This window comes from Micromonospora sp. NPDC000089, assembly GCF_042899365.1.
Taxonomy (GTDB): domain Bacteria; phylum Actinomycetota; class Actinomycetes; order Mycobacteriales; family Micromonosporaceae; genus Micromonospora.
The window spans coordinates 1-19504 of sequence record NZ_JBIAZT010000001.1 but is presented as its reverse complement, the minus strand read 5'-3'; the positions used below and the strand labels follow the sequence as shown (position 1 = coordinate 19504).

Below are 19504 nucleotides of genomic sequence, written 5' to 3'. Positions count from 1 at the left end.
CCTCGGATCGACCGGCTACCGGTCATCGGCTCGCGTGCTCGACCAACCGGCTACCGATCACCGGTCATCTTCGCCCGACGCGGGCTTCCGTACACGGTGCCCCGGCCGTCCCCGCTCGGGGCGCCGGCCCGATTCGAGACCGACCCGCCGTCCAAAGCCGGCGGCCGGCGACGGGCCCTGCCCAGGCGGGAGACGACGAAGTACCCCACGGCGAGCGCGCAGGCCACGACGACGACCCGTTGGAACGTCCCGACGTACGCCTCGACCGCGTGCCAGTTCTCGCCGAGCAGGTAGCCGGCCAGCACGAACACCGTGTTCCAGATCAGGCTGCCCAGGGTGGTGTAGAGCAGGAACGTGGTCATCGGCATCCGCTGCACACCCGCCGGTACGGAGATCAGGCTGCGGAAGATCGGGATCATCCGGCCGAGGAAGACCGTCTTGGCCCCGTGCCGAAGGAACCAGGCCTCCGTCCGGTCGATGTCGGCCACCTTGATCAGCGGCAGCCGGGACGCGACCGCGCGGACCCGCTCCCGCCCGAAGGCGACCCCGACGTGGTAGAGCGCAACCGCGCCCAGCACCGAACCGATTGTGGTCCAGAGGATGGCGGCGGACAGGCTCATCCGGCCCTGACTGGCGGTGAACCCGGCCAGCGGCAGGATCACCTCGCTCGGGATCGGCGGGAACAAGTTCTCCAACGCGACGGCCAAGCCGGCGCCCGGGGCGCCGAGCCGCTCCATCAGGCCGGTCACCAGCCCGACCAGGCCGCCCTGGGACGGATCAGGCTCCTCGGCCAACAGGCCGGCGTGCATCGACAGGTTCATCATGCTCAAGACGCTATGAACCCGTCGTGGCCCGGACCATGAGGTCGACCGCCGAGGTCAGCGGGCCGACCGCACCGCCGGGGGTGCGGAAAACCGCACCCCGCTCAGCGGACCAGCGCCCGTTCCGCCTGACGGAAGGGGTACCGGTTCAGTGGGGTCGTCAACGCCACTCGACCTGGACACCGTCCGCCCGGAGCCACCCGAGCAGTTGTGGGAAAGTGGCGGCAGTGCCGCTTTCACCTGTCAAGTTTGTTCGGGCCACCTCGGCGTGGTGCCAGACCAGGCGGAACGGCGACGTGGCGCCCCAGCCTCCGAGCACGCAGTCGCTGAGCGCGGCGGGGTTCCAACCGAAGTAACCGCCCGGCCCGTTCACGGCCTCACCGATGGCGCAGTAGAAACCCTCCACATCGGTGATCACGCTGCCGTCGAGGTGAAAGGTGCCACCGGCAGGCCGGTCCGGCCGTTCGTCGGGATGATGAGCCAGCGCGGCGCGGGACCACTCGTGCCGCAGTCCGCGGTCGTAGCCCGTCCACAGGCCCGGTGCGGCGGGACGGCCGGCACGCCAGAGCTCCCAGACATCCCGCGCGCCGCCCGGCAGCGGGTCGCCGATCGCGGCGTCGAAGGCCACGTCGAGCAGGTCGTGCCCCAAGACCGACGGGCGAACCGCTGTCACCGATGCCCCCAGAGACGCACCGATCACCCGGGTCGCCATGCCACTGTCGGCCAGGCTGTGGAGGGCCGCGTCGATCCGGCGACGGTGCAGGGCGCCACCTGGATTGCCGGCACCTCGGGTCAGCGCGTCCAGGGCCAGCCGCAGCGGAGGCCCGGGCCGGCAACCGAGCAGTGTCGCCGCGGGCGCCGCGGCTGGGTCGTCGACGAACAAGCCTTCCACGTCCACGCAGGCCGCGACAGCGACGTCCGCCGCTCCCGACCCGGACTCGTCGACCAACAACCAGCGCATCGTCGCCGGCGCGCCCGACCGCCGGTACGGCTGGGCCGGAGTCGAGTCGTCATCGAACACCGCGCCTCCCTCGTCACCATCCTGACCGGACGGTACAGCGGAAGGCCTCACCGGCCCTGCTCCTACCCCGCGACGGCGAGATGCCTCCCGCCCTGAGATGGGCGGGAGGCATCTCCCATCAGCGTTCCCCCGAGGGGTGCGGGTACGTCAGCTGCAGCCGCTGGTGGAGCCGCAGCCCTCGCAGACGTAGCAGCTACCAGCGGGGCGCATCTTCGTACCGCAGGTGAAGCAGAGCGGCGCGTCGGCGGCCTTGCCGATCACGGCCTCCAGCAGCTCGGTGGAGGATCCCACCGACGGTGCCGGCTTGGCGGCGGCCACGTCGGCCAGCTCCTGGGCCGGCTGGGCCACCGGGCCGGTCATGGCCTCCGGGCCGGTCTTCGTCTCCGGCGACTCCACCGGGGCGGAGGAGGCCATCGCGGTCAGCTCGGCGGCGGCGCTCTCCGCGTCGGCCTCGGCCCGCAGCTGCGCGGCCCGCTCCTTGGCGGTGAAGATGCCCAGCTCGGCGCGGCGGTCGTACGGCAGGAAGTCCAGCGCCAAGCGACGGAAGATGTAGTCCATCACCGAGGCCGCCATCCGCACGTCCGGGTCGTCGGTCATGCCGGCCGGCTCGAAGCGCATGTTGGTGAACTTGCTGACGTACGTCTCCAGCGGGACGCCGTACTGCAGGCCGATGGAGATGGCCACCGAGAAGGCGTCCATCACGCCGGCCAGGGTGGAGCCCTGCTTGGACATCTTGAGGAAGACCTCACCGAGGCCGTCGTCCGGGTAGGACGACGCGGTGAGGTAGCCCTCGGCCCCGCCGACGGAGAAGCTGACCGTCTCGGACGGGCGCTTCTTCGGCAGCCGCTTGCGCACCGGGCGGTACTCGACCACCTTCTCGACGACCCTCTCCACCGAGGCGGCCTCGACCGCGGCCTCGACGGCCGCCTCGACCACTGCCTTGTTCGGCTTGGCCACCGAGAGCGGCTGGCCGACCTTGCAGTTGTCGCGGTAGATCGCCAGCGCCTTCAGGCCGAGCTTCCAGCCCTCGAAGTAGATCTTCTCGACGTCGGCGACGGTCGCCTGCTCCGGCATGTTGACCGTCTTGGAGATGGCGCCGGAGATGAACGGCTGGACGGCCGCCATCATCCGCACGTGGCCCATCGGCGCGATGGACCGCTCGCCCATGGCGCAGTCGAAGACCGGGTAGTGCTCCGGCTTGAGGCCCGGGGCGTCCACCACGTGGCCGTGGTCGGCGATGTGCTCTACGATCGCCTCGACCTGCTCCTCGGGGTAGCCGAGGCTGCGCAGGGCGCGCGGGACCGTCTGGTTGACGATCTGCATCGAGCCGCCGCCGACCAGCTTCTTGAACTTGACCAGCGCCAGGTCCGGCTCGACGCCGGTGGTGTCGCAGTCCATCATCAGGCCGATGGTGCCGGTGGGTGCGAGCACGCTGGCCTGCGAGTTGCGCCAGCCGAACTTGTCACCGGTCTTGTTGCCCTCGGTCCACTGCTTGGTCGCCTCCCGCTGGATCGCGGTGGCCACCGTGCCGGCCGGCTTGATGGCGTCGTTCGCGGCGGCGTGCTTGCGCATGACCCGCTTGTGCGGCTCGGCGTTGCGGGCGTAGCCGTCGTACGCGCCGACGATGCCGGCCAGCTCGGCCGAGCGGCGGTACGCGGTGCCGGTCATCAGCGAGGTGATCGCGGCGGCCACCGAGCGGCCCTGCTCCGAGTCGTACGGCAGGCCCGTGGCCATCAGCAGCGCGCCGAGGTTGGCGTAGCCGATGCCGAGCTGCCGGTAGGCGCGGGTGGTCTCGCCGATCTTCTCGGTCGGGAAGTCGGCGAAGCAGATCGAGATGTCCATCGCGGTGATCACGAACTCGACGCTCTTGACGAACTTCTCCACCTCGAAGCCACCGTCGGCGCGGAGGAACTTCATCAGGTTCAGCGAGGCGAGGTTGCACGAGGAGTTGTCCAGGTGCAGGTACTCCGAGCACGGGTTCGACGCGGTGATCCGCCCGGTCTCCGGGCAGGTGTGCCAGTCGTTGATGGTGTCGTCGTACTGCAGGCCGGGGTCGGCGCACTCCCAGGCGGCCTGGGAGATGGTGTGGAAGAGCTTCTTGGCGTCGATCGTCTCGATGGTCTGCCCGTCGAGCCGGCCGCGCAGGTCGAAGCCGCCGCCGTTCTCCACCGCCGACATGAACTCGTCGGAGACCCGGACCGAGTTGTTGGCGTTCTGGTACTGCACGCTGACGATGTCGGCGCCGCCCAGGTCCATGTCGAAGCCGGCGTCCCGCAGCGCGCGGATCTTGTCCTCCTCGCGCGCCTTGGTCGCCACGAACTCCTCGATGTCCGGGTGGTCCACGTCGAGGATGACCATCTTGGCCGCGCGCCGGGTGGCGCCACCGGACTTGATGGTGCCGGCCGAGGCGTCCGCGCCGCGCATGAAGCTGACCGGGCCGGAGGCGGTACCGCCGGAGGAGAGCAGCTCCTTCGAGGACCGGATCCGGGAGAGGTTGACCCCGGCGCCCGAGCCGCCCTGGAAGATCCGCCCCTCCTCCTTGTACCAGTCGAGGATGGAGTCCATCGAGTCGTCGACGGCCAGGATGAAGCAGTTGTGCACCCGCAGGTTGCCGGCCAGGAACTCGCCGCTCTCGGTCTGGATGTCGTAGACCTCCATCGCGCCGAGCGACTCGACCCGATCGATCTCCAGCCGCTTGACGTCGTTGGCCGGCCGGCCCGGCTTGGCGAAGCTCTGCTCGAGCTTGGCCATCTTCTCCGCACCGAGGAACCCGATGTGGGTGGCGAACAGGTCTCGGTCGCCGTCGTTCTGGATGCGGACCGACCAGCATCCCTTCCGGTCGGCACGCGCGTCGGGCTTGTGGCTGACCCGGGAGAAGATGCCGAAGCGCAGCAGCAGGCTCTGCACGCCCCGGATCAGCCTCTCGGAGATCATGTCCACTGCGACCAGCGTGGAGCTCTCCCGCGCCGACACGTAACCCTCGGCCTGGAAGATGCTGCGCAGGTAGCCGGCGACGACCGGCAGCGGGGCGGTGAAGAGCCGCTCGGGCACCTCCATGTCGACGCCGCGGGTCAGCAGGTCCCACTTGTCCACGAACGGGCGCAGGTGCTCGCCGTACAGGCGGGTGCGGCGGCAGTCCAGCTCGTCGCTCTGCGTCACCACCGGACGCTCGTGCCGGTGGGCGCCGGCGAACACCTCGTCGAGGGTGCCGGTGACCCAGGCCAGCTCGTCGTCGTTGACCGTCATCGCCTCGATGGTCAGCGACCGGTTCGTGCCGTGGTCGTACTGGCCGACGAAGCCGTCCGACTGCAGCCAGCCGGCAAGCGCGGCCTCGCGGACCTCGCGCAGGTCGATCTCGGCCTCGCCGTAGGCGAACGTGCGGTGCCACTCGAGCTGGTCACCGGCCTTGAGGGTGCCGGCCTCCACCCAGTCGCCGGTGCCGGCGCCGGTGCTCTTCCACACCACGTGGTCCGGGGTGACGTCGAGCGTGTAACCCGCTTTGGTGTGCAGTCGGAGCACGTCGCGCACCCCGTTGGCCTTGACGGCGACGATGCTGGTCAGGCCGCTGGCGTCGTACACCTTGGCACCGACGGCCTCGTCCTCGACCAGCTTGCCGATCGGCACCAGCCCGGCCGGGGTGCTGACCAGGGAGTCGTACGGCAGGCAGGCGCTGACCTGCTGCGGCGACGGCGTACCGACGTTGAACCAGACCGGCGAGTTGAAGCTGAACACCTGGTGCAGCAGCATCCAGGTCAGCTCGTGCGCGAAGATCTCCGCGTCGCCCGGGTTGGCGAAGTAGCCGTGCTCCTCACCGGCCTTGCGGTAGGTGCTGACCACCCGGTCGATGAGCTGCTTGAGCGACCACTCACGCTGCGGGGTGCCCACCGCGCCCCGGAAGTACTTGGTGGTCACGATGTTGGCCGCGTTGACGCTCCAGGACTCGGGGAACTCCACCCCGCGCTGCTCGAAGTTGATCGAGCCGTCCCGCCAGTTGGTCATCACGACGTCGCGGCGCTCCCACGCCACCTCGTCGTACGGGTGCACGCCCTCGGTCGTCCAGACCCGCTGCACCTTCAGCCCCGTCGCCGCGCCGTTCTTCGCCGCCCGCGACCGGCTCGCTGTCACGCCGTCCCCCGCCATCTCATCGCCCCCTCGTCTGCGCGGTCACCCACCGCGCGTCGTTCACTGTCAGAAATTCAAAATCAACTGGTACGGCCGGCGGCCTCGACGGCCCCGGCCTCGCGGGCGCGCGCCGCGGCCCGCAGCGTCTCGATCTCGCGCTCGAAGTCGGCGAGCGAGTCGAAGGACCGGTAGACGCTGGCGAAGCGCAGATAGGCCACCTCGTCCAGGTCCCGCAGCGGGCCCAGGATCGCCAGCCCCACCTCGTTGCTCGGGATCTCGGCGGCCCCCTTGGCCCGCACGGTCTCCTCGACCTTCTGCGCCAGCAGGGCGATCGAGTCCTCGTCCACCGGGCGGCCCTGGCACGCCTTGCGCACCCCGCCGATGATCTTCGTCCGGCTGAACGGCTCGGTCACCCCGCTGCGCTTGACCACCGCGAGCACGGCCTCCTCGACCGTGGTGAACCGCTTGCCGCACTCCGGGCAGGACCGCCGGCGGCGGATCAACTGCCCGTCGTCGGCCTCCCGCGAGTCGACCACCCGGGAGTCGGCGTGTCGGCAGTACGGACACCGCATGCGCCGGACCTCCTTGATCGACGGCGGGCGCGGCACCGGCACCCGGGCACGCGTCGGCCCGGCGCGACCCGGTGGCCGGGCCCTCGCCGTCGTCGACGGTACGGGAGTGCGGTCGGTAGCCGAACCCAACCTGTGGGCAACTTACGCCCGTGTGACTACTACATCTAGGGGTCGACCGTATGCCGCCGGCCGGGTGCGGTCAAGTTGGTCGGCGTGTCCGGCGCGTCACCTGTCCGACACCGCCACCCACCCCCTCCGGGAAGATCGACAACCGGCTCGTCGACGGTGTGCCGACATCCCCAACCGACGCGCCCCGCGGGAGGTTACCGGCCGTCCGGCCGAGAACCGGGAAACGGACGGTCACCGCGAGAACGCCTGCCGGTCGAACAGGAGTACGAGCCCGTCGTACCATTTATCAGAACGCGCGTTCGAGATTCCCGCCTTTTCCACCCGACACGCCGACGGCAGGTCGTACAGATGTTTGAAAATGACCGATCTCACCTATACGGTCATGAACGACCGGGCCCGGCGAGCCACGTCGGGTCGGCGTCGCGGAACACCCCGCGACACCCCCGCACGCACCACGAGCCGCCAAGGCACCCAGCGCCGACCAGGGAGGACGGACGTGACCGAGGACCGGGCCAGCCGGCAGAAGAACCCGCAGCAGATCGCCGAGGCGGGTCCGCCGGCCACTCGGCGCCCCCGCGCCGCCCGCAGCCGGAGCGGCCAGCCGGCCGTGCGCCCGGTCACCGCGGTGGTCAGCAGCTTCCCCGACCCGGCGACGGTCGACCTCACCGCCCGCCAGCGGCGGATCCTGGAGTTCATCCGGAGCTGGGTGGAGCGGCACGGCTACCCGCCGAGCGTGCGCGAGATCGGCGAGGCCGTCGGCCTGGTCTCCCCGTCGAGCGTGGCCTACCAGCTCAAGGAGCTGGAGAAGAAGGGCTTCCTGCGGCGCGACCCGAACCGGCCCCGCGCGGTGGACGTGCGTGCCCCCAGCGACGCCGACGACGAGCTGAGCCGGGCCCAGCGCCCCGCCCCGGCGTACGTGCCGATGTTGGGCCGGATCGCGGCCGGTGGCCCGATCCTGGCCGAGCAGGCCGTGGAGGACATCTTCCCGCTCCCCCGCGAGCTGGTGGGTGAGGGCGAGGTCTTCATGCTGCAGGTCAAGGGCGACTCGATGCTCGACGCGGCGATCTGCGACGGGGACTGGGTGGTGGTCCGGCAGCAGCCGAACGCCGACTCCGGCGAGATCGTGGCGGCCATGCTCGACGGCGAGGCGACGGTCAAGACCTACCGCCACCGGGACGGGCACGTCTGGCTGATGCCGCAGAACCCGGCCTTCGACCCGATCCCCGGCGACGACGCGACCATCATGGGTCGGGTCGTCGCGGTGCTCCGGCGGATCTGACCATCTGGAACGCGACGAGGGTGGTCCCGCCTGCCGGCGGGGCCAGCCTCGTTCTCTCGTCGGATCAGTAACGCGCGCCGTAGCCGTACTGGCCGTCGCGCCGGTCGTCCGGGCGGCCGTCGCGACGCGGGCCGGACCACTGGTCCCGCGGGCCCGGCTCCCGGCGCGGGGGCTCGGCCCGGCCACCCTGACCGCCGCCGCCGCGCGGCACGGCACCGCCGCCGCGCGGCACGGCACCGCCGCCGCGCGGCACGCCACCGGAACCACCGCCGCGCGGCCCGCCACCGGAACCACCGCCGCGTGGGCCACCGCCGGAACCGCCGCCCCGCGGCCCACCGCCACCCGGTGTGCCCGCTGCGGGAGCTGCGCCGCGCGGCCCCCCGCCGCCCGGGCCCGCGCCTGGCACACCGGCTCGGCCGCCGCCGCCCTGGGGAGCGGCGCCGCGACCGTTGGCCGGCCCGTCGCCGGGGCCGCCGCGCGGCGCGCCGCCGTAGACCCCGCCACCGGCCGGTCGACCGCCGCCGTAGACGCCGCCACCACCGCGGGGGCGCTCACCGGCACCGTCCGGCGGCCGGGGGCCACCGTAGAAGCCGCCGCCGCCGCCGGCGGTCGGCCGGCCCGGCGCCGCCCCGGCCGGGGCGCCGTAGACGCCGCTGCCCGCGCGACCACCGCCGTAGACCCCGCCTCCGGCGGCACCGCCGTACACGCCGCCGCGCGGCCGGTCACCGCCCGCCGGGTCTCCCGCGGGCCGGCCGGCGCCGTAGCCACCGCCCGCCGGCAGCGAACCCGAGGAGTACACGTCGTCCCGGTCGGCGGCGTCGCCGTCGTCGACCGGCGGGGGGTTGCGGCGGGCCCGCACGATGCCGAACACACCGGCCCCGAGCAGCAGCACGCCGATGATCCCGATGGTGAGGATCAGGTACTTGATCTGGTCCAGGCTGATGTCGGCGTACCAGGCCTTCTCCGCCGGCTTCTTCACGGCGGCGGCGACATTGCCGGTCGGCTCGGCGCCCTTGGTCGACGGGGTGTAGGCCAAGATGTCGATCGGGTCGTCCGCGGCCAGGTCCCCGCCGTCGGAGACGGTGACGAAGGTCTTCCCGTCCGGGGTGTAGGAGATGGCCTCGCCGAACGGGTCGGCCAGCGGGGTGACCCGCGGCTTGCCGCCGGTCAGCGCGGCCAGCACGTCGCCGCCCGTGACGTCGTACTCGAAGGCGTCGGCGTAGGTGCGCAGCACCACCTTGGCGCCGTCCGGTGACCGGGCGGCGCCGGTGATCGCCACCCGGCCGAGGATGCTCAACGGGTTCTCGGTGCTGGTCGTGGGCAGGCTGACCTCGCCCACCTTCTTCATCGGCACCGCTTCGGTGTCGCCGCTGCGCAGCTTGCCGGTCGGGGTGAAGATCTCGGACTTGCCGCTGGGCACCTTGGTGATCACCAGGGGCAGGCCGTCGGCGCCGATCAGCAGCGCCTCCGCGTCGTGCGGCTTGCGCTCCGGGTACGACAGCCGGTGCAGCACCGGCTGCTTGCTGCCGTCGACCGGCATGGTCCACACGGCGACCCGGCTGCGCCGCTCCTTGCTCGTCACGTTGTCACCGGTGTCGGCGATCCAGAGCGTCTTACCGTCCGGGGAGAGGGTCAGGTCCTCGGTGTCGAACGGGCCGTCGCCGGAGTACCGCACCGGTTCCTTGGCGATCGCGCATCTGGTGTCGAGGTAGAAGACCCGCTTGCGGTTCTCCTGCGGCGACCCGTCGTTGATCACGATATAGCCGGTCCTGGTGGCGACCAGGCCGGACAGCTCGCGCAGACGCGGGTCCTCGATGGTGCAGCGCTTCTTGCCCGGGGTGACGGGGGCGGAAGAGGTGGGCGCCGCCATGGCGGCGACGGCGGGTGCCACGGTCGCCCCGAACAGGCCGAGGGCAACCGTGACCGAGGAAACGGCGCGGCGCATTCCGCCAGTGTCGCATGCCGCCCGCGCCGCCATGGTGACCGTGGGAGCGCTCAGCGCAGCGCGGCCACCGCCTGCTCCTCCCCCGCGGCGTACGGCGCCAGCTCGGCGGCGAGCGCCTGACCGACCCGGACGTGCAGCAGCGTGCCCTCCGCCAGGTGCGCGGTGCTCAGCACCTCACCCTGCCGGTGCACCCGGGCGACCAGGTCACCCCGGTCGTACGGCAGCACGGCGCGGACCTCCACCGCCGGGCGGGGCAGCCGCTCCTCGATGGACTGGCGCAGCCCGTCCATCCCGCGCCCGCTGTGCGCGGAGACGAAGACGGCGTCCGGCCAGAGCCGCTTGAGCCGCAGCAGGGTGTCCTCGTCGGCCGCGTCGGTCTTGTTCACCACCAGCAGCTCGGGCAGCCGGTCGGCGCCCACCTCGGAGAGCACCTCGCGGACCGCGCGGACCTGCTCCTCCGGATCCGGGTGGGAGCCGTCGACCACGTGCACGACCAGATCCGACTCAGCGACCTCCTCCAGGGTGGAGCGGAACGCCTCGACGATCTGGTGCGGCAGGTGCCGGACGAAGCCGACCGTGTCCGACAGGGTGTAGAGCCGGCCGTCGGAGGTGGTGGCCTTGCGGGTGGTCGGGTCGAGCGTGGCGAAGAGCGCGTTCTCCACCAGCACGCCGGCGCCGGTCAGCCGGTTGAGCAGGCTGGACTTGCCGGCGTTGGTGTAGCCGGCGATCGCCACCGCGGGCACCGAGTTGCGCGACCGGCGGGAGCGCTTGGTCTGGCGTACCGTCTTCATGGCCTTGATCTCCCGGCGCAGCCGGGAGATGCGGTGCCGGATCCGGCGCCGGTCGGTCTCCAGCTTGGTCTCACCGGGGCCACGCACGCCGACGCCGCCACCGGCGCCGCCACCGCGACCGGAGCCACCGGTCTGCCGGGACAGCGTCTCACCCCAACCACGCAGGCGCGGGAGCAGGTATTCGAGCTGGGCCAGCTCGACCTGCGCCTTACCTTCCTTGCTCTTGGCGTGCTGGGCGAAGATGTCGAGGATCAGCGCCGTCCGGTCGACCACCTTGACCTTGGTGCGCTGCTCCAGGTTGCGCAGCTGGGACGGGGACAGCTCACCGTCGCAGATCACCGTGTCGGCGCCGGTGGACAGCACCACCGAACTGAGATCGTCGACCTTTCCCCGGCCGATGTAGGTCGCCGGGTCGGGGCGGCCGCGCCGCTGGATCAGCCCCTCGAGCACCTGCGAGCCGGCCGTCTCGGCGAGCGCCGCGAGCTCGGTGAGGGAGTTGTCCGCGTCGGTCTGGGTGCCCTCGGTCCACACGCCCACGAGCACCACCCGCTCCAGCCGGAGCTGGCGGTACTCGACCTCGGTGATGTCGGTGAGCTCGGTGGAGAGGCCGGGGACCCGCCGCAACGCCTGCCGCTCCGACAGCTCGTACTCGCCGGTGCTGCCGGCCTCGAGCTCGTCGTCCTCGTAGGGAACGTAGGTCTCCTGGTCTGGCAAGTCGCGTCTCCTGTCCGTTCTGTGCACGTACCGAGCAATCCTGACATGTGTCAACGCGCGACGCACCCGCTATATGCCCGTGGTGAACACCGCCAAAAGCGGGGCCGCCCGCCGGCCGCCGCCGGGAGGCGGGTAGAAAGGCGAGGCGAGCCGCTCAGCGTTGACGGAGGGAACTTCCCGTGGCCATCACCCGCCTGCCCAGTGCCGGCTTCTCGATCACGGTCCGGATCGCGGTGACCGCGGACGCCTCCTCCATCGGCCGGCTGACCACCGCCGTCGGCGAGGCCGGCGCGATCGTCACCGCCCTGGACGTGGTCGACTCCGACCCGACCAGCGTGATCGTGGACCTGACCTGCGACACCGCCGACGCCACCCACGCCGACCAGGTGGTCGACGCGCTGACGGCGCTGGACGGGGTGGACGTCCGGAAGGTCTCCGACCGCACCTTTCTGCTGCACCTGGGCGGCAAGATCGAGGTCACCCCGAAGGTGGCGCTGCGCAACCGGGACGAGCTGTCCCGGGCGTACACCCCGGGGGTGGCCCGGGTCTGCATGGCGATCGCGGAGAACCCGGCCGACGCCCGCCGGCTGACCATCAAGCGCAACACGGTCGCCGTGGTCAGCGACGGCTCGGCGGTGCTCGGCCTGGGCAACCTCGGGCCGGCCGCGTCGCTGCCGGTGATGGAGGGCAAGGCCGCGCTCTTCAAGCGCTTCGGCGGGGTTGACGCCTGGCCGGTGGTGCTGGACACCCAGGACACCGACGAGATCGTGGCAATCGTCAAGGCGATCGCGCCCGCGTACGGCGGGATCAACCTGGAGGACATCGCCGCGCCGCGCTGCTTCGAGATCGAGGCCCGGCTGCGCGAGGCGCTGGACATCCCGGTCTTCCACGACGACCAGCACGGCACCGCGATCTGCGTGCTGGCCGCGCTGACCAACGCGCTGCGCGTGGTGGGCAAGCGGCTCGCGGACGTCCGGGTGGTGGTCTCCGGCGCCGGCGCGGCCGGCACCGCGATCATGAAGCTGCTGCTGCGCCAGGGCGTCGGCGACATCATCGCGTACGACCGGCAGGGCGCCCTGCACCGTGGGCTGCCCGACCTCAACCCGGCCTGGCAGTGGCTGGCGGAGAACACCAACAAGGAGAACTACTCCGGTGACCTGCCCGGCGCGGTGCGCGGCGCGGACGTGTTCATCGGGGTGAGCGCGCCGAACCTGCTCACCGGCGACGACGTCGCCACCATGGCCAAGGACGCGATCGTCTTCGCGCTGGCCAACCCGGACCCGGAGGTCGACCCGCGGGAGGCGCGCAAGCACGCCGCGGTGGTCGCCACCGGCCGCTCCGACCAGCCGAACCAGATCAACAACGTGCTCGCCTTCCCAGGCGTCTTCCGCGGCATGCTGGACGCGCACGCCGAGGAGTTCACCGAGGAGATGGCGATCGCGGCGGCCCGGGCCATCGCCGACGTGGTCGGCGAGGACAAGATCAACCCGACGGTGATCGTGCCCAGCGTGTTCGACGCCCGGGTCGCCCCGGCCGTCGCCGCGGCCGTCCGCGCCGCCGCCCAGAACCCGGCCGTGACGCCGCCGCCGGCCGCCGACCCGGGCCCCGCCGACCTCCCCGAGATCGCCGCCAACGCCGCCGCCACCCCCTGACCCACCCCCGGCCCCGGCCCCGGCCGTGTTGATCAAGAGGTTTGCGTCACCCTGAGGCCGATTCCTGACGCAAACCTCTTGATCAACAACCGCTCGACAGACCCGGGGTGGGCAAGCCGGCCGGGGTGGGGCGTGGGATTGAGGCGTCGATCATGGGGTTGACCGCGCACTGAGGGCCGGGTTGGCCAGTCAACATCATGATCAACTGGGCGATCGGCCGGCCCCGGGGGTGCGAGTGGTCAGGGGTGGAGGGAGCCTGGGGTGAGGGTGCCGGCGGCGACCAGGACGGCGGGGCCGGAGAGCCAGCAGGAGTCGTCGGTCACCGTCACCGTGAGGCGGCCGCCGGGGACGTCCACGGTGACCGTGCCGGTGTCCCGGCCGGCGTCGCGCAGGGCCACCGCGCCGACCGCGCAGGCGCCGGTGCCGCAGGAGAGCGTCTCGGCCGAGCCGCGCTCGTAGACCCGCATGAGCACGTGGTCGTCCGTGCCGTCCACCGGCTCGCCGGGGGCGGTGAACTCGACGTTCACCCCGGCCGGGAAGAGCGCGGCGTCGAACTCCGGGGCCCGGGTCAGGTCCAGCCCGGCCAGCTCCAGCCCGGCCGGCAGCGCGCAGACCAGGTGCGGATTACCGACGTCCACCGCCGTGCCGGGCAGGGTGAGCCCGCCCAGGGTGGCCACCGAGGCGTCGTACATCCGGGGGCGGCGCATCTCGACGGCGACGGCCTCGCCCTCGACCCGGGCCCGGACCAGCCCGGCCCGGGTGGCCACCGGCAGCGTGCCGCCGGCCGCGTCGGCCAGCCCGTGGGTCAGCAGGTAGCGGACGAAGACCCGGGCGCCGTTGCCGCACATCTCGGCGAACGAGCCGTCCGAGTTCCAGTAGTCCATGAACCACTCGGCCTCGCCGGCCAGCGCGGCGCCGTCCGGGTGCTTGGCGGCCCGGACGACCCGCAGCACACCGTCCCCGCCGAGCCCCCGCCGCCGGTCGCAGATCGCGGCGACCAGGCCGGGCGTCAGGTCGAGCGCGCCGTCCGGGTCGGGCAGGATGACGAAGTCGTTGCCGGTGCCGTGGCCCTTGGTGAACTCCACGCCCCCATCATCCCCGATGCTCGGCGACCGTCCGCAGCGCACTCGGCAGGAGGTCCGGCGCGGCGGAGTCCAGCCAGTGGATCAGCGGGTCCCTGCGGAACCAGGACCGCTGCCGGCGGACGAACCGCCGGGTGGCCCGGATGGTCTCCTGGTACGCCTCGGTCTCGGTGGTCTTGCCGGCCAGGAAGCGCAGCACCTGCTGGTAGCCGAGCGCCCGGCTCGCCGTCCGCCCCTCGGGCAGGCCCCGACCGACCAGCTCCCGGACCTCGGCGACCAGCCCGTCGGCCCACATCCGGTCCACCCGCAGCGCGATCCGCTCGTCCAACGCGGCGGTGTCCAGGTCCACGCCGAGCTGCACGGACGGGTAGTACGGCGTCGGCTGCGGCAGGGACGCCGTGAACGGCGCACCGGTCAGCTCGATCACCTCCAGTGCCCGGACGATCCGCCGCCCGTTGCCGGGCAGGATGCTCACCGCGGCGGCCGGGTCCGCCTCGGCCAGCCGGGCGTGCAGCGGAGCCGGGCCGACGGCCGCCAGCTCCGCCTCCAGCCGCTCGCGTACCGCCGGGTCGGTGCCGGGGAACTCGAACCGCTCCAGCACCGCCCGCACGTACAGGCCCGAGCCGCCGACCAGCAGCGGCGTACGCCCCCGGGCCAGGATGTCGTCGACCGCCGCGCGGGCAAGCCGCTGGTACTCCGCGACGCTGGCCGGCTCGGTGACCTCCCACAGATCCAGCAGGTGGTGCGGCACGCCCTCGCGCTCGGCCGGGGTGAGCTTCGCCGTGCCGATGTCCATCCCCCGGTAGAGCTGCATGGAGTCGGCGTTGACCACCTCGCCGTCGAGGGCGTGCGCCAGCGCGATGCTCAGCGCCGACTTGCCGGCGGCGGTCGGCCCGACCACCGCGATCACCGTCATGCCCGCACCCAGTTCGCCACGAAGTAGGAAACGCCGTAGGGGGCCGAGGAGTGGCTCAGCTCGCCGCGCCAGTCGCCGCCGGCCGCCCGGACCGCGCCGGCCAGCACCTGCCAGGGCGCCCGCCCGGCGACCTTCAGCCGCGCCGACAGCACCGGGTCCAGGCCGAGCAGGGCCTCGGCGTCCGCGCCGGCCAGGGCCCGGGCAACCCCCTCGTCGTACGCCTCGGCGCGCGGGTCGTCGTACCCGGGGGACTTCGGGCCCCGGCAGGCCGACCCGTCCCCCATCACCAGCAACGCCCAGTCACCGTCGTACCGGTAACCGGCCCCGAGGGCCGCGCACTCCCCGGTCGGGGCGTCCGGTGCCACGATCGCCATCCGCCAGGTGATTTCGTCGGCACCGGCACCGGCACCGGCACCGGGCCCGGCGTCGGCGTTGGTTCCGGCATCGGGTCGGGACCGGGCGGGCGACGAGCGGCGCAGCAGCCAGGCGCCGACGAGCAGACTCAGCGGCAGGTCCCCGGCCTCGGCACCGCCGTCGGGCCCGACACCGACGTCGGGCCCGGCACCGGCGGGCTGGGCGCCGACGTCGCCGTCGGACCGGGTGCCGGTGGGGTCGCCGGGCGGGGCGTCGAGCCGGACCTCCAGCGGCAGGCCCCAGGGGGCGAAGCTGCCCCGGAACGGGTGGGACAGGTCGGCGGTGCGGTCGCCGCCGCCCACCACGACGACGGTGCGCGCGCCCGAGGCGTACAGGCCGGCGACCGCCGCGTCGCAGGCGGCCCTAAGGTCGTCCAGCTCACCGGCGGCGGCGCCGGCCAGCGCGGGGACGATCAGCGGAGGGTGGGGGCAGACGGCTGCGGCGACCAGAGGCACACCGGTCACGGTAGCCGGACGCGCCGGTGCGTCCCCGCGCCGATCCGGTCATCTGGGCGCAAGGACACCGTATGGTCACGGTCAACGACAGGCGCTCGACGCGGACGGGGGCGGACCTGTGACAATGCCGGGAGTGACTTTGCTGCGCCGTGGCGGCGATCGCGGGACGTGTCCCGTCGACGCCGGGAGAACGAGGATGGGCACATGAGCGACTGGACTGCCTTCGGACGGGTGGACGCGGACGGCACCGTGTACGTCAAGACCGCCGAGGGCGAGCGGGTGGTCGGATCCTGGCAGGCGGGCGCGCCGGAGGAGGGCCTGGCCCACTTCGCCCGGCGCTTCGCCGACCTGGTGACCGAGGTCGACCTGACGGAGGCCCGGCTCAACTCGGGCGCGGCGGACGCCGGTCACTCGCTGACCACGATCAAGCGGATCCGTGCCTCGCTGCCCGAGGCGCACGTCGTCGGTGACATCGACGCGTTGGCCACCCGGCTGGACAAGCTCACCGAGGTGGCTGAGACCAAGGCCGGCGAGGCCCGCGCCGCCAAGGACGCCGCCCGGGTCGAGGCGCTCGCGCGCAAGACGGCCCTGGTCGAGGAGGCCGAGAAGCTGGCCGCCGAGTCGACCGGCTGGAAGACCGCCGGCGACCGGCTCAAGGAGATCCTCGACGAGTGGAAGACCATCCGCGGCGTCGACAAGAAGACCGACGGTGAGCTGTGGAAGCGGTTCGCCGCCGCCCGGGACGGCTTCACCCGCCGGCGGGGCGCCCACTTCGCCACCCTGGACCAGCAGCGCAAGCAGGCGCAGACGGTCAAGGAGGAGCTGGTCACCGAGGCCGAGAAGCTGAGGGACTCCACCGACTGGGCGGCCACCGCCAACCAGCTCAAGGACCTGATGAACCAGTGGAAGGCCGCGCCGCGCGCCTCCAAGGAGGCGGAGCAGAAGCTCTGGGAACGGTTCCGTGCTGCCCAGGACGCCTTCTTCAGCCGGCGCAGCGAGGTCTTCTCCGCCCGGGACAACGAGCAGCGCGGCAACCTGGAGCGCAAGCAGGCGCTGCTGGCCGAGGCCGAGGCGCTGGACGTCGACGGTGACCCGAAGGGCGCGCAGGCCAAGCTGCGCGACATCCAGGCCCAGTGGCACGAGGCCGGCCGGGTGCCGCGGGAGGCCGCCGCCGGGCTGGAGCGACGGCTGCGGGCGGTCGACGAGAAGGTCCGCGAGGTGATGGACTCGGCCTGGCGCCGCACCACCAAGGAGGACAATCCCCTCCTGGCCCAGATGCGCTCGCAGGTCGCCGAGGCCGAGGAGCGGCTGGCCCGGGCGCAGGCCGCCGGGGACGCCCGCCGGGTCAAGGAGGCCGAGCAGGCGCTCGCCTCGAAGCGGCAGTTCCTCCAGCTCGCCGAACAGGCCGGCTGACCCCGATCCACCCGGGAGCCCCGGTCCCCTCACGGGGACCGGGGCTCCCGCCCGTCCACCCCCACCCACCCCACCCGCGCTGATTCGCGTGAATCAGCGGGAACCGGGGCGGGGGTGGGGCTGTTGACGGGGTGGGGTGGGGTGAGAACAATGGCGGCAGAGCCAGGTTCCACCATCGACGCGAGGGCACCGGTGGCGCGCAGCGCCGCGGGAGGACGCGTCGATGATGTCCGCGAGTGGCCGTCCACGTGGCACGGCCCGTCCCGCGCTGTCCGCGTACGCGATGACGAGTGGGACGTCTCCCCCAGGTCCTCCGCCCGCGGCGCTCGCGCGGCGCGGGCATCCGAGATGGAGCTCGCATGCACCGACCCACCGCCCTCGGCGGCGCGCTCACCGCGCTCGCCACCGCCGCGGCCGGCGTCCTCGTCGCCGCCGCCGTCAGCACCACCCCGGCCGCCGCCGCCGTCGGCGGCACCGGCACCGGCTACCTGCACACCAACGGCAACAAGATCGTCGACAGCACCGGCGCCACCGTCCGGCTGACCGGCATCAACTGGTTCGGCATGGAGACCGACAACAAGACGTTCCACGGCCTGTGGTCGAGCAACCCGTGGCGCGGCCAGCTCGACACGATGGCCCGGCTGGGCTACAACACGCTGCGTATCCCGTGGTCGGACGACGCGGTGAAGCCGGGCGCGACGGCCAGCGGGGTCAACGACTTCGTCAACCCGGACCTGGTCGGGCTGTCGCCGCTGCAGATTCTGGACAAGGTCGTCGACTACGCCGGCAGCAAGGGGATGCGGATCATCCTGGACCGGCACCGGCCCACCTCGGCCGGGCAGTCGCCGCTGTGGTACACCGCCGGTGTCTCGGAGGCGACCTGGATCGCCGACTGGAAGGCGCTCGCCCAGCGGTACGCGAACAACCCCACCGTCATCGGCGCGGACCTGCACAACGAGCCGCACGCCGAGGGGACCAACCCGGCCGCCACCGGCGCCTGCTGGGGCTGCGGCGACACCGCCCGCGACTGGCGGCTGGCCGCCGAGCGGGCCGGCAACGCGATCCTCGGGGTGCAGCCGAACTGGCTGATCTTCGTGGAGGGGGTGAGCTGCCCCAGCGGCGGCCTGTCGAACGTCTGGGACGGCGACACCAGCAACGACGAGGACTGCGGCTGGTGGGGTGGCAACCTGTCCAAGGCCGGGCAGTTCCCGGTCCGGCTGAACGTGGCCAACCGGCTGGTCTACTCCCCGCACGAGTACGCCACCTCGGTCTACCACCAGGCCTGGTTCGACGACCCGACCTACCCGGCGAACCTGCCGGCGATCTGGGACAAGTACTGGGGTTACCTGTACAAGCAGAACATCGCGCCGATCATGATGGGCGAGTTCGGCACCACGTTGCAGGACCCGAAGGACAAGGTCTGGCTGCAGAACCTGCTCGCCTACACCGGCACCGGCGTGAACGGGATGTCCTTCACCTACTGGTCGTGGAACCCGAACTCGGGTGACACCGGCGGCATCGCCAACGACGACTGGACCACCATCAACCAGGCCAAGCAGGACATCATCTCGCCGTACCTGATCCCGCCGGTGGGTGGCGGCGGCGGCACCCCGAGCCCGACCCCGACCGGCTCGCCGACCCCGACCCCGACGCCGACTCCCACGCCCACGCCGACCCCGACCGGCTCGTCCACCCCGCCGCCGCCGTCCGGCGCCTGCACGGCGACGTACAAGCAGGTCAACGCCTGGCAGGGCGGCTTCCAGGGCGAGCTGACCGTGAAGAACACCGGCACCTCGGCGGCCAACCCGTGGTCGGTCACCTGGGCCTGGCCGGCCGGGGTGACCCTGGCCAGCGGCTGGAACGCCACGGTCACCCAGTCGGGCACCACGGTCACCGCGGCCGCCCCGGACTGGGCGCGCTCGCTGGCGGCCGGGGCGTCGGTGACCGTCGGCTTCACCGCGAACGGCTCGGCCGCCGCACCCGGCGCGGTCAAGCTCAACGGCGCCGCCTGCTGATCCCCTCCGGGCCCGACCGTCCCCGGGCCCGGAAACCGGCGAGGGGGGGGGGCCCCCCCGGGGGGGGGCCGGCCGGGGGGCCGCGGGGGGGGGGGGGGGGGGGGGCGCCCGGGGGGCGCGGGCCCCCCCCCCGGGGGCCCCCCCCGGGGCCCCCCCCCCCCCC

At 72.7% G+C, this 19504-nt stretch carries 12 protein-coding genes and 3 pseudogenes; 4 read left to right on the top strand and 11 right to left on the bottom strand.

The window, feature by feature from the left end; all coding sequences use genetic code 11:
• Nucleotides 1-50 precede the first annotated feature (50 nt).
• From ACFY3U_RS00075 to nrdR, 6 genes and pseudogenes are all read right to left on the bottom strand, one after another.
• Complete coding sequence (locus ACFY3U_RS00075; protein ID WP_387192300.1) at nucleotides 51-824, bottom strand: DedA family protein; 774 nt, start codon at nucleotides 822-824, stop codon at nucleotides 51-53.
• Between the two features lie 157 nt (nucleotides 825-981).
• Nucleotides 982-1842 carry a barstar family protein gene (locus ACFY3U_RS00070; RefSeq protein WP_387192297.1) on the bottom strand — a complete coding sequence of 287 codons (861 nt, stop codon included), beginning with the start codon at nucleotides 1840-1842 and terminating at the stop codon, nucleotides 982-984.
• A 147-nt stretch (nucleotides 1843-1989) separates the two neighbouring features.
• Nucleotides 1990-4443, bottom strand: a pseudogene (locus ACFY3U_RS00065) (vitamin B12-dependent ribonucleotide reductase); the annotation flags it as partial.
• A 180-nt stretch (nucleotides 4444-4623) separates the two neighbouring features.
• A pseudogene (locus ACFY3U_RS00060) lies at nucleotides 4624-5466 on the bottom strand (LAGLIDADG family homing endonuclease); the annotation flags it as partial.
• A 39-nt stretch (nucleotides 5467-5505) separates the two neighbouring features.
• Nucleotides 5506-5982: pseudogene (locus ACFY3U_RS00055) on the bottom strand (vitamin B12-dependent ribonucleotide reductase); the annotation flags it as partial.
• A gap of 62 nt (nucleotides 5983-6044) precedes the next feature.
• Nucleotides 6045-6536 carry a transcriptional regulator NrdR gene (gene nrdR, locus ACFY3U_RS00050; protein WP_387192294.1) on the bottom strand — a complete coding sequence of 164 codons (492 nt, stop codon included), beginning with the start codon at nucleotides 6534-6536 and terminating at the stop codon, nucleotides 6045-6047.
• Nucleotides 6537-7161: 625 nt separating this feature from the next.
• Between nrdR and lexA the strand changes: the two genes are divergently transcribed.
• Nucleotides 7162-7944: a transcriptional repressor LexA gene (gene lexA, locus ACFY3U_RS00045; RefSeq protein ID WP_387192291.1), complete on the top strand. Its 783-nt coding sequence runs from the start codon at nucleotides 7162-7164 to the stop codon at nucleotides 7942-7944.
• A 64-nt stretch (nucleotides 7945-8008) separates the two neighbouring features.
• On the opposite strand, the gene ACFY3U_RS00040 is transcribed toward lexA, so the two are convergent.
• Complete coding sequence (locus ACFY3U_RS00040) at nucleotides 8009-9889, bottom strand: hypothetical protein (RefSeq protein ID WP_387192288.1); 1881 nt, start codon at nucleotides 9887-9889, stop codon at nucleotides 8009-8011.
• 50 nt (nucleotides 9890-9939) lie between these two features.
• Nucleotides 9940-11394 (bottom strand): GTPase HflX, encoded by a 1455-nt coding sequence (gene hflX / locus ACFY3U_RS00035; RefSeq protein ID WP_387192285.1) that lies wholly within the window; start codon nucleotides 11392-11394, stop codon nucleotides 9940-9942.
• A gap of 179 nt (nucleotides 11395-11573) precedes the next feature.
• Here hflX and ACFY3U_RS00030 point away from each other — a divergent pair, with 179 nt between their 5' ends.
• On the top strand, nucleotides 11574-13046 hold the full coding sequence (locus ACFY3U_RS00030) for an NAD-dependent malic enzyme (protein ID WP_387192282.1): 1473 nt from the start codon (nucleotides 11574-11576) through the stop codon (nucleotides 13044-13046).
• A 239-nt stretch (nucleotides 13047-13285) separates the two neighbouring features.
• Here the strand turns inward: ACFY3U_RS00030 and dapF are convergent, their stop codons facing one another.
• From dapF to ACFY3U_RS00015, 3 genes are read right to left on the bottom strand one after another with little or no spacing between them, the layout of a single operon-like run.
• Entirely contained in the window at nucleotides 13286-14131 is an 846-nt protein-coding gene (gene dapF / locus ACFY3U_RS00025; protein ID WP_387192280.1) for a diaminopimelate epimerase, read from the bottom strand.
• Nucleotides 14132-14138: 7 nt separating this feature from the next.
• Nucleotides 14139-15044, bottom strand: a complete 906-nt coding sequence (gene miaA, locus ACFY3U_RS00020) for a tRNA (adenosine(37)-N6)-dimethylallyltransferase MiaA (protein ID WP_387192277.1) — start codon at nucleotides 15042-15044, stop codon at nucleotides 14139-14141.
• Entirely contained in the window at nucleotides 15041-15922 is an 882-nt protein-coding gene (locus tag ACFY3U_RS00015) for a hypothetical protein (protein WP_387192274.1), read from the bottom strand. The genes miaA and ACFY3U_RS00015 overlap by 4 nt, the downstream gene beginning before the upstream one ends.
• A gap of 195 nt (nucleotides 15923-16117) precedes the next feature.
• Between ACFY3U_RS00015 and ACFY3U_RS00010 the strand changes: the two genes are divergently transcribed.
• The gene (locus ACFY3U_RS00010; RefSeq protein ID WP_387192270.1) at nucleotides 16118-17326 is read left to right on the top strand and encodes a DUF349 domain-containing protein; all 1209 of its coding nucleotides are present in this window, start codon (nucleotides 16118-16120) and stop codon (nucleotides 17324-17326) included.
• Between the two features lie 359 nt (nucleotides 17327-17685).
• Entirely contained in the window at nucleotides 17686-19341 is a 1656-nt protein-coding gene (locus ACFY3U_RS00005) for a cellulase family glycosylhydrolase (protein WP_387192267.1), read from the top strand.
• The last annotated feature ends 163 nt before the right edge of the window (nucleotides 19342-19504 follow it).

What these genes read in the sequence shown, in the direction of transcription:
- ACFY3U_RS00010 (WP_387192270.1), top strand. Translation starts at nt 16,118, where the DNA reads ATGAGCGACTGGACTGCCTTCGGACGGGTGGACGCGGACGGCACCGTG.
- ACFY3U_RS00005 (WP_387192267.1), top strand. Translation starts at nt 17,686, where the DNA reads ATGCACCGACCCACCGCCCTCGGCGGCGCGCTCACCGCGCTCGCCACC.
- nrdR (WP_387192294.1), bottom strand. Translation starts at nt 6,536, where the DNA reads ATGCGGTGTCCGTACTGCCGACACGCCGACTCCCGGGTGGTCGACTCG.
- ACFY3U_RS00040 (WP_387192288.1), bottom strand. Translation starts at nt 9,889, where the DNA reads ATGCGCCGCGCCGTTTCCTCGGTCACGGTTGCCCTCGGCCTGTTCGGG.
- miaA (WP_387192277.1), bottom strand. Translation starts at nt 15,044, where the DNA reads ATGACGGTGATCGCGGTGGTCGGGCCGACCGCCGCCGGCAAGTCGGCG.
- ACFY3U_RS00075 (WP_387192300.1), bottom strand. Translation starts at nt 824, where the DNA reads ATGATGAACCTGTCGATGCACGCCGGCCTGTTGGCCGAGGAGCCTGAT.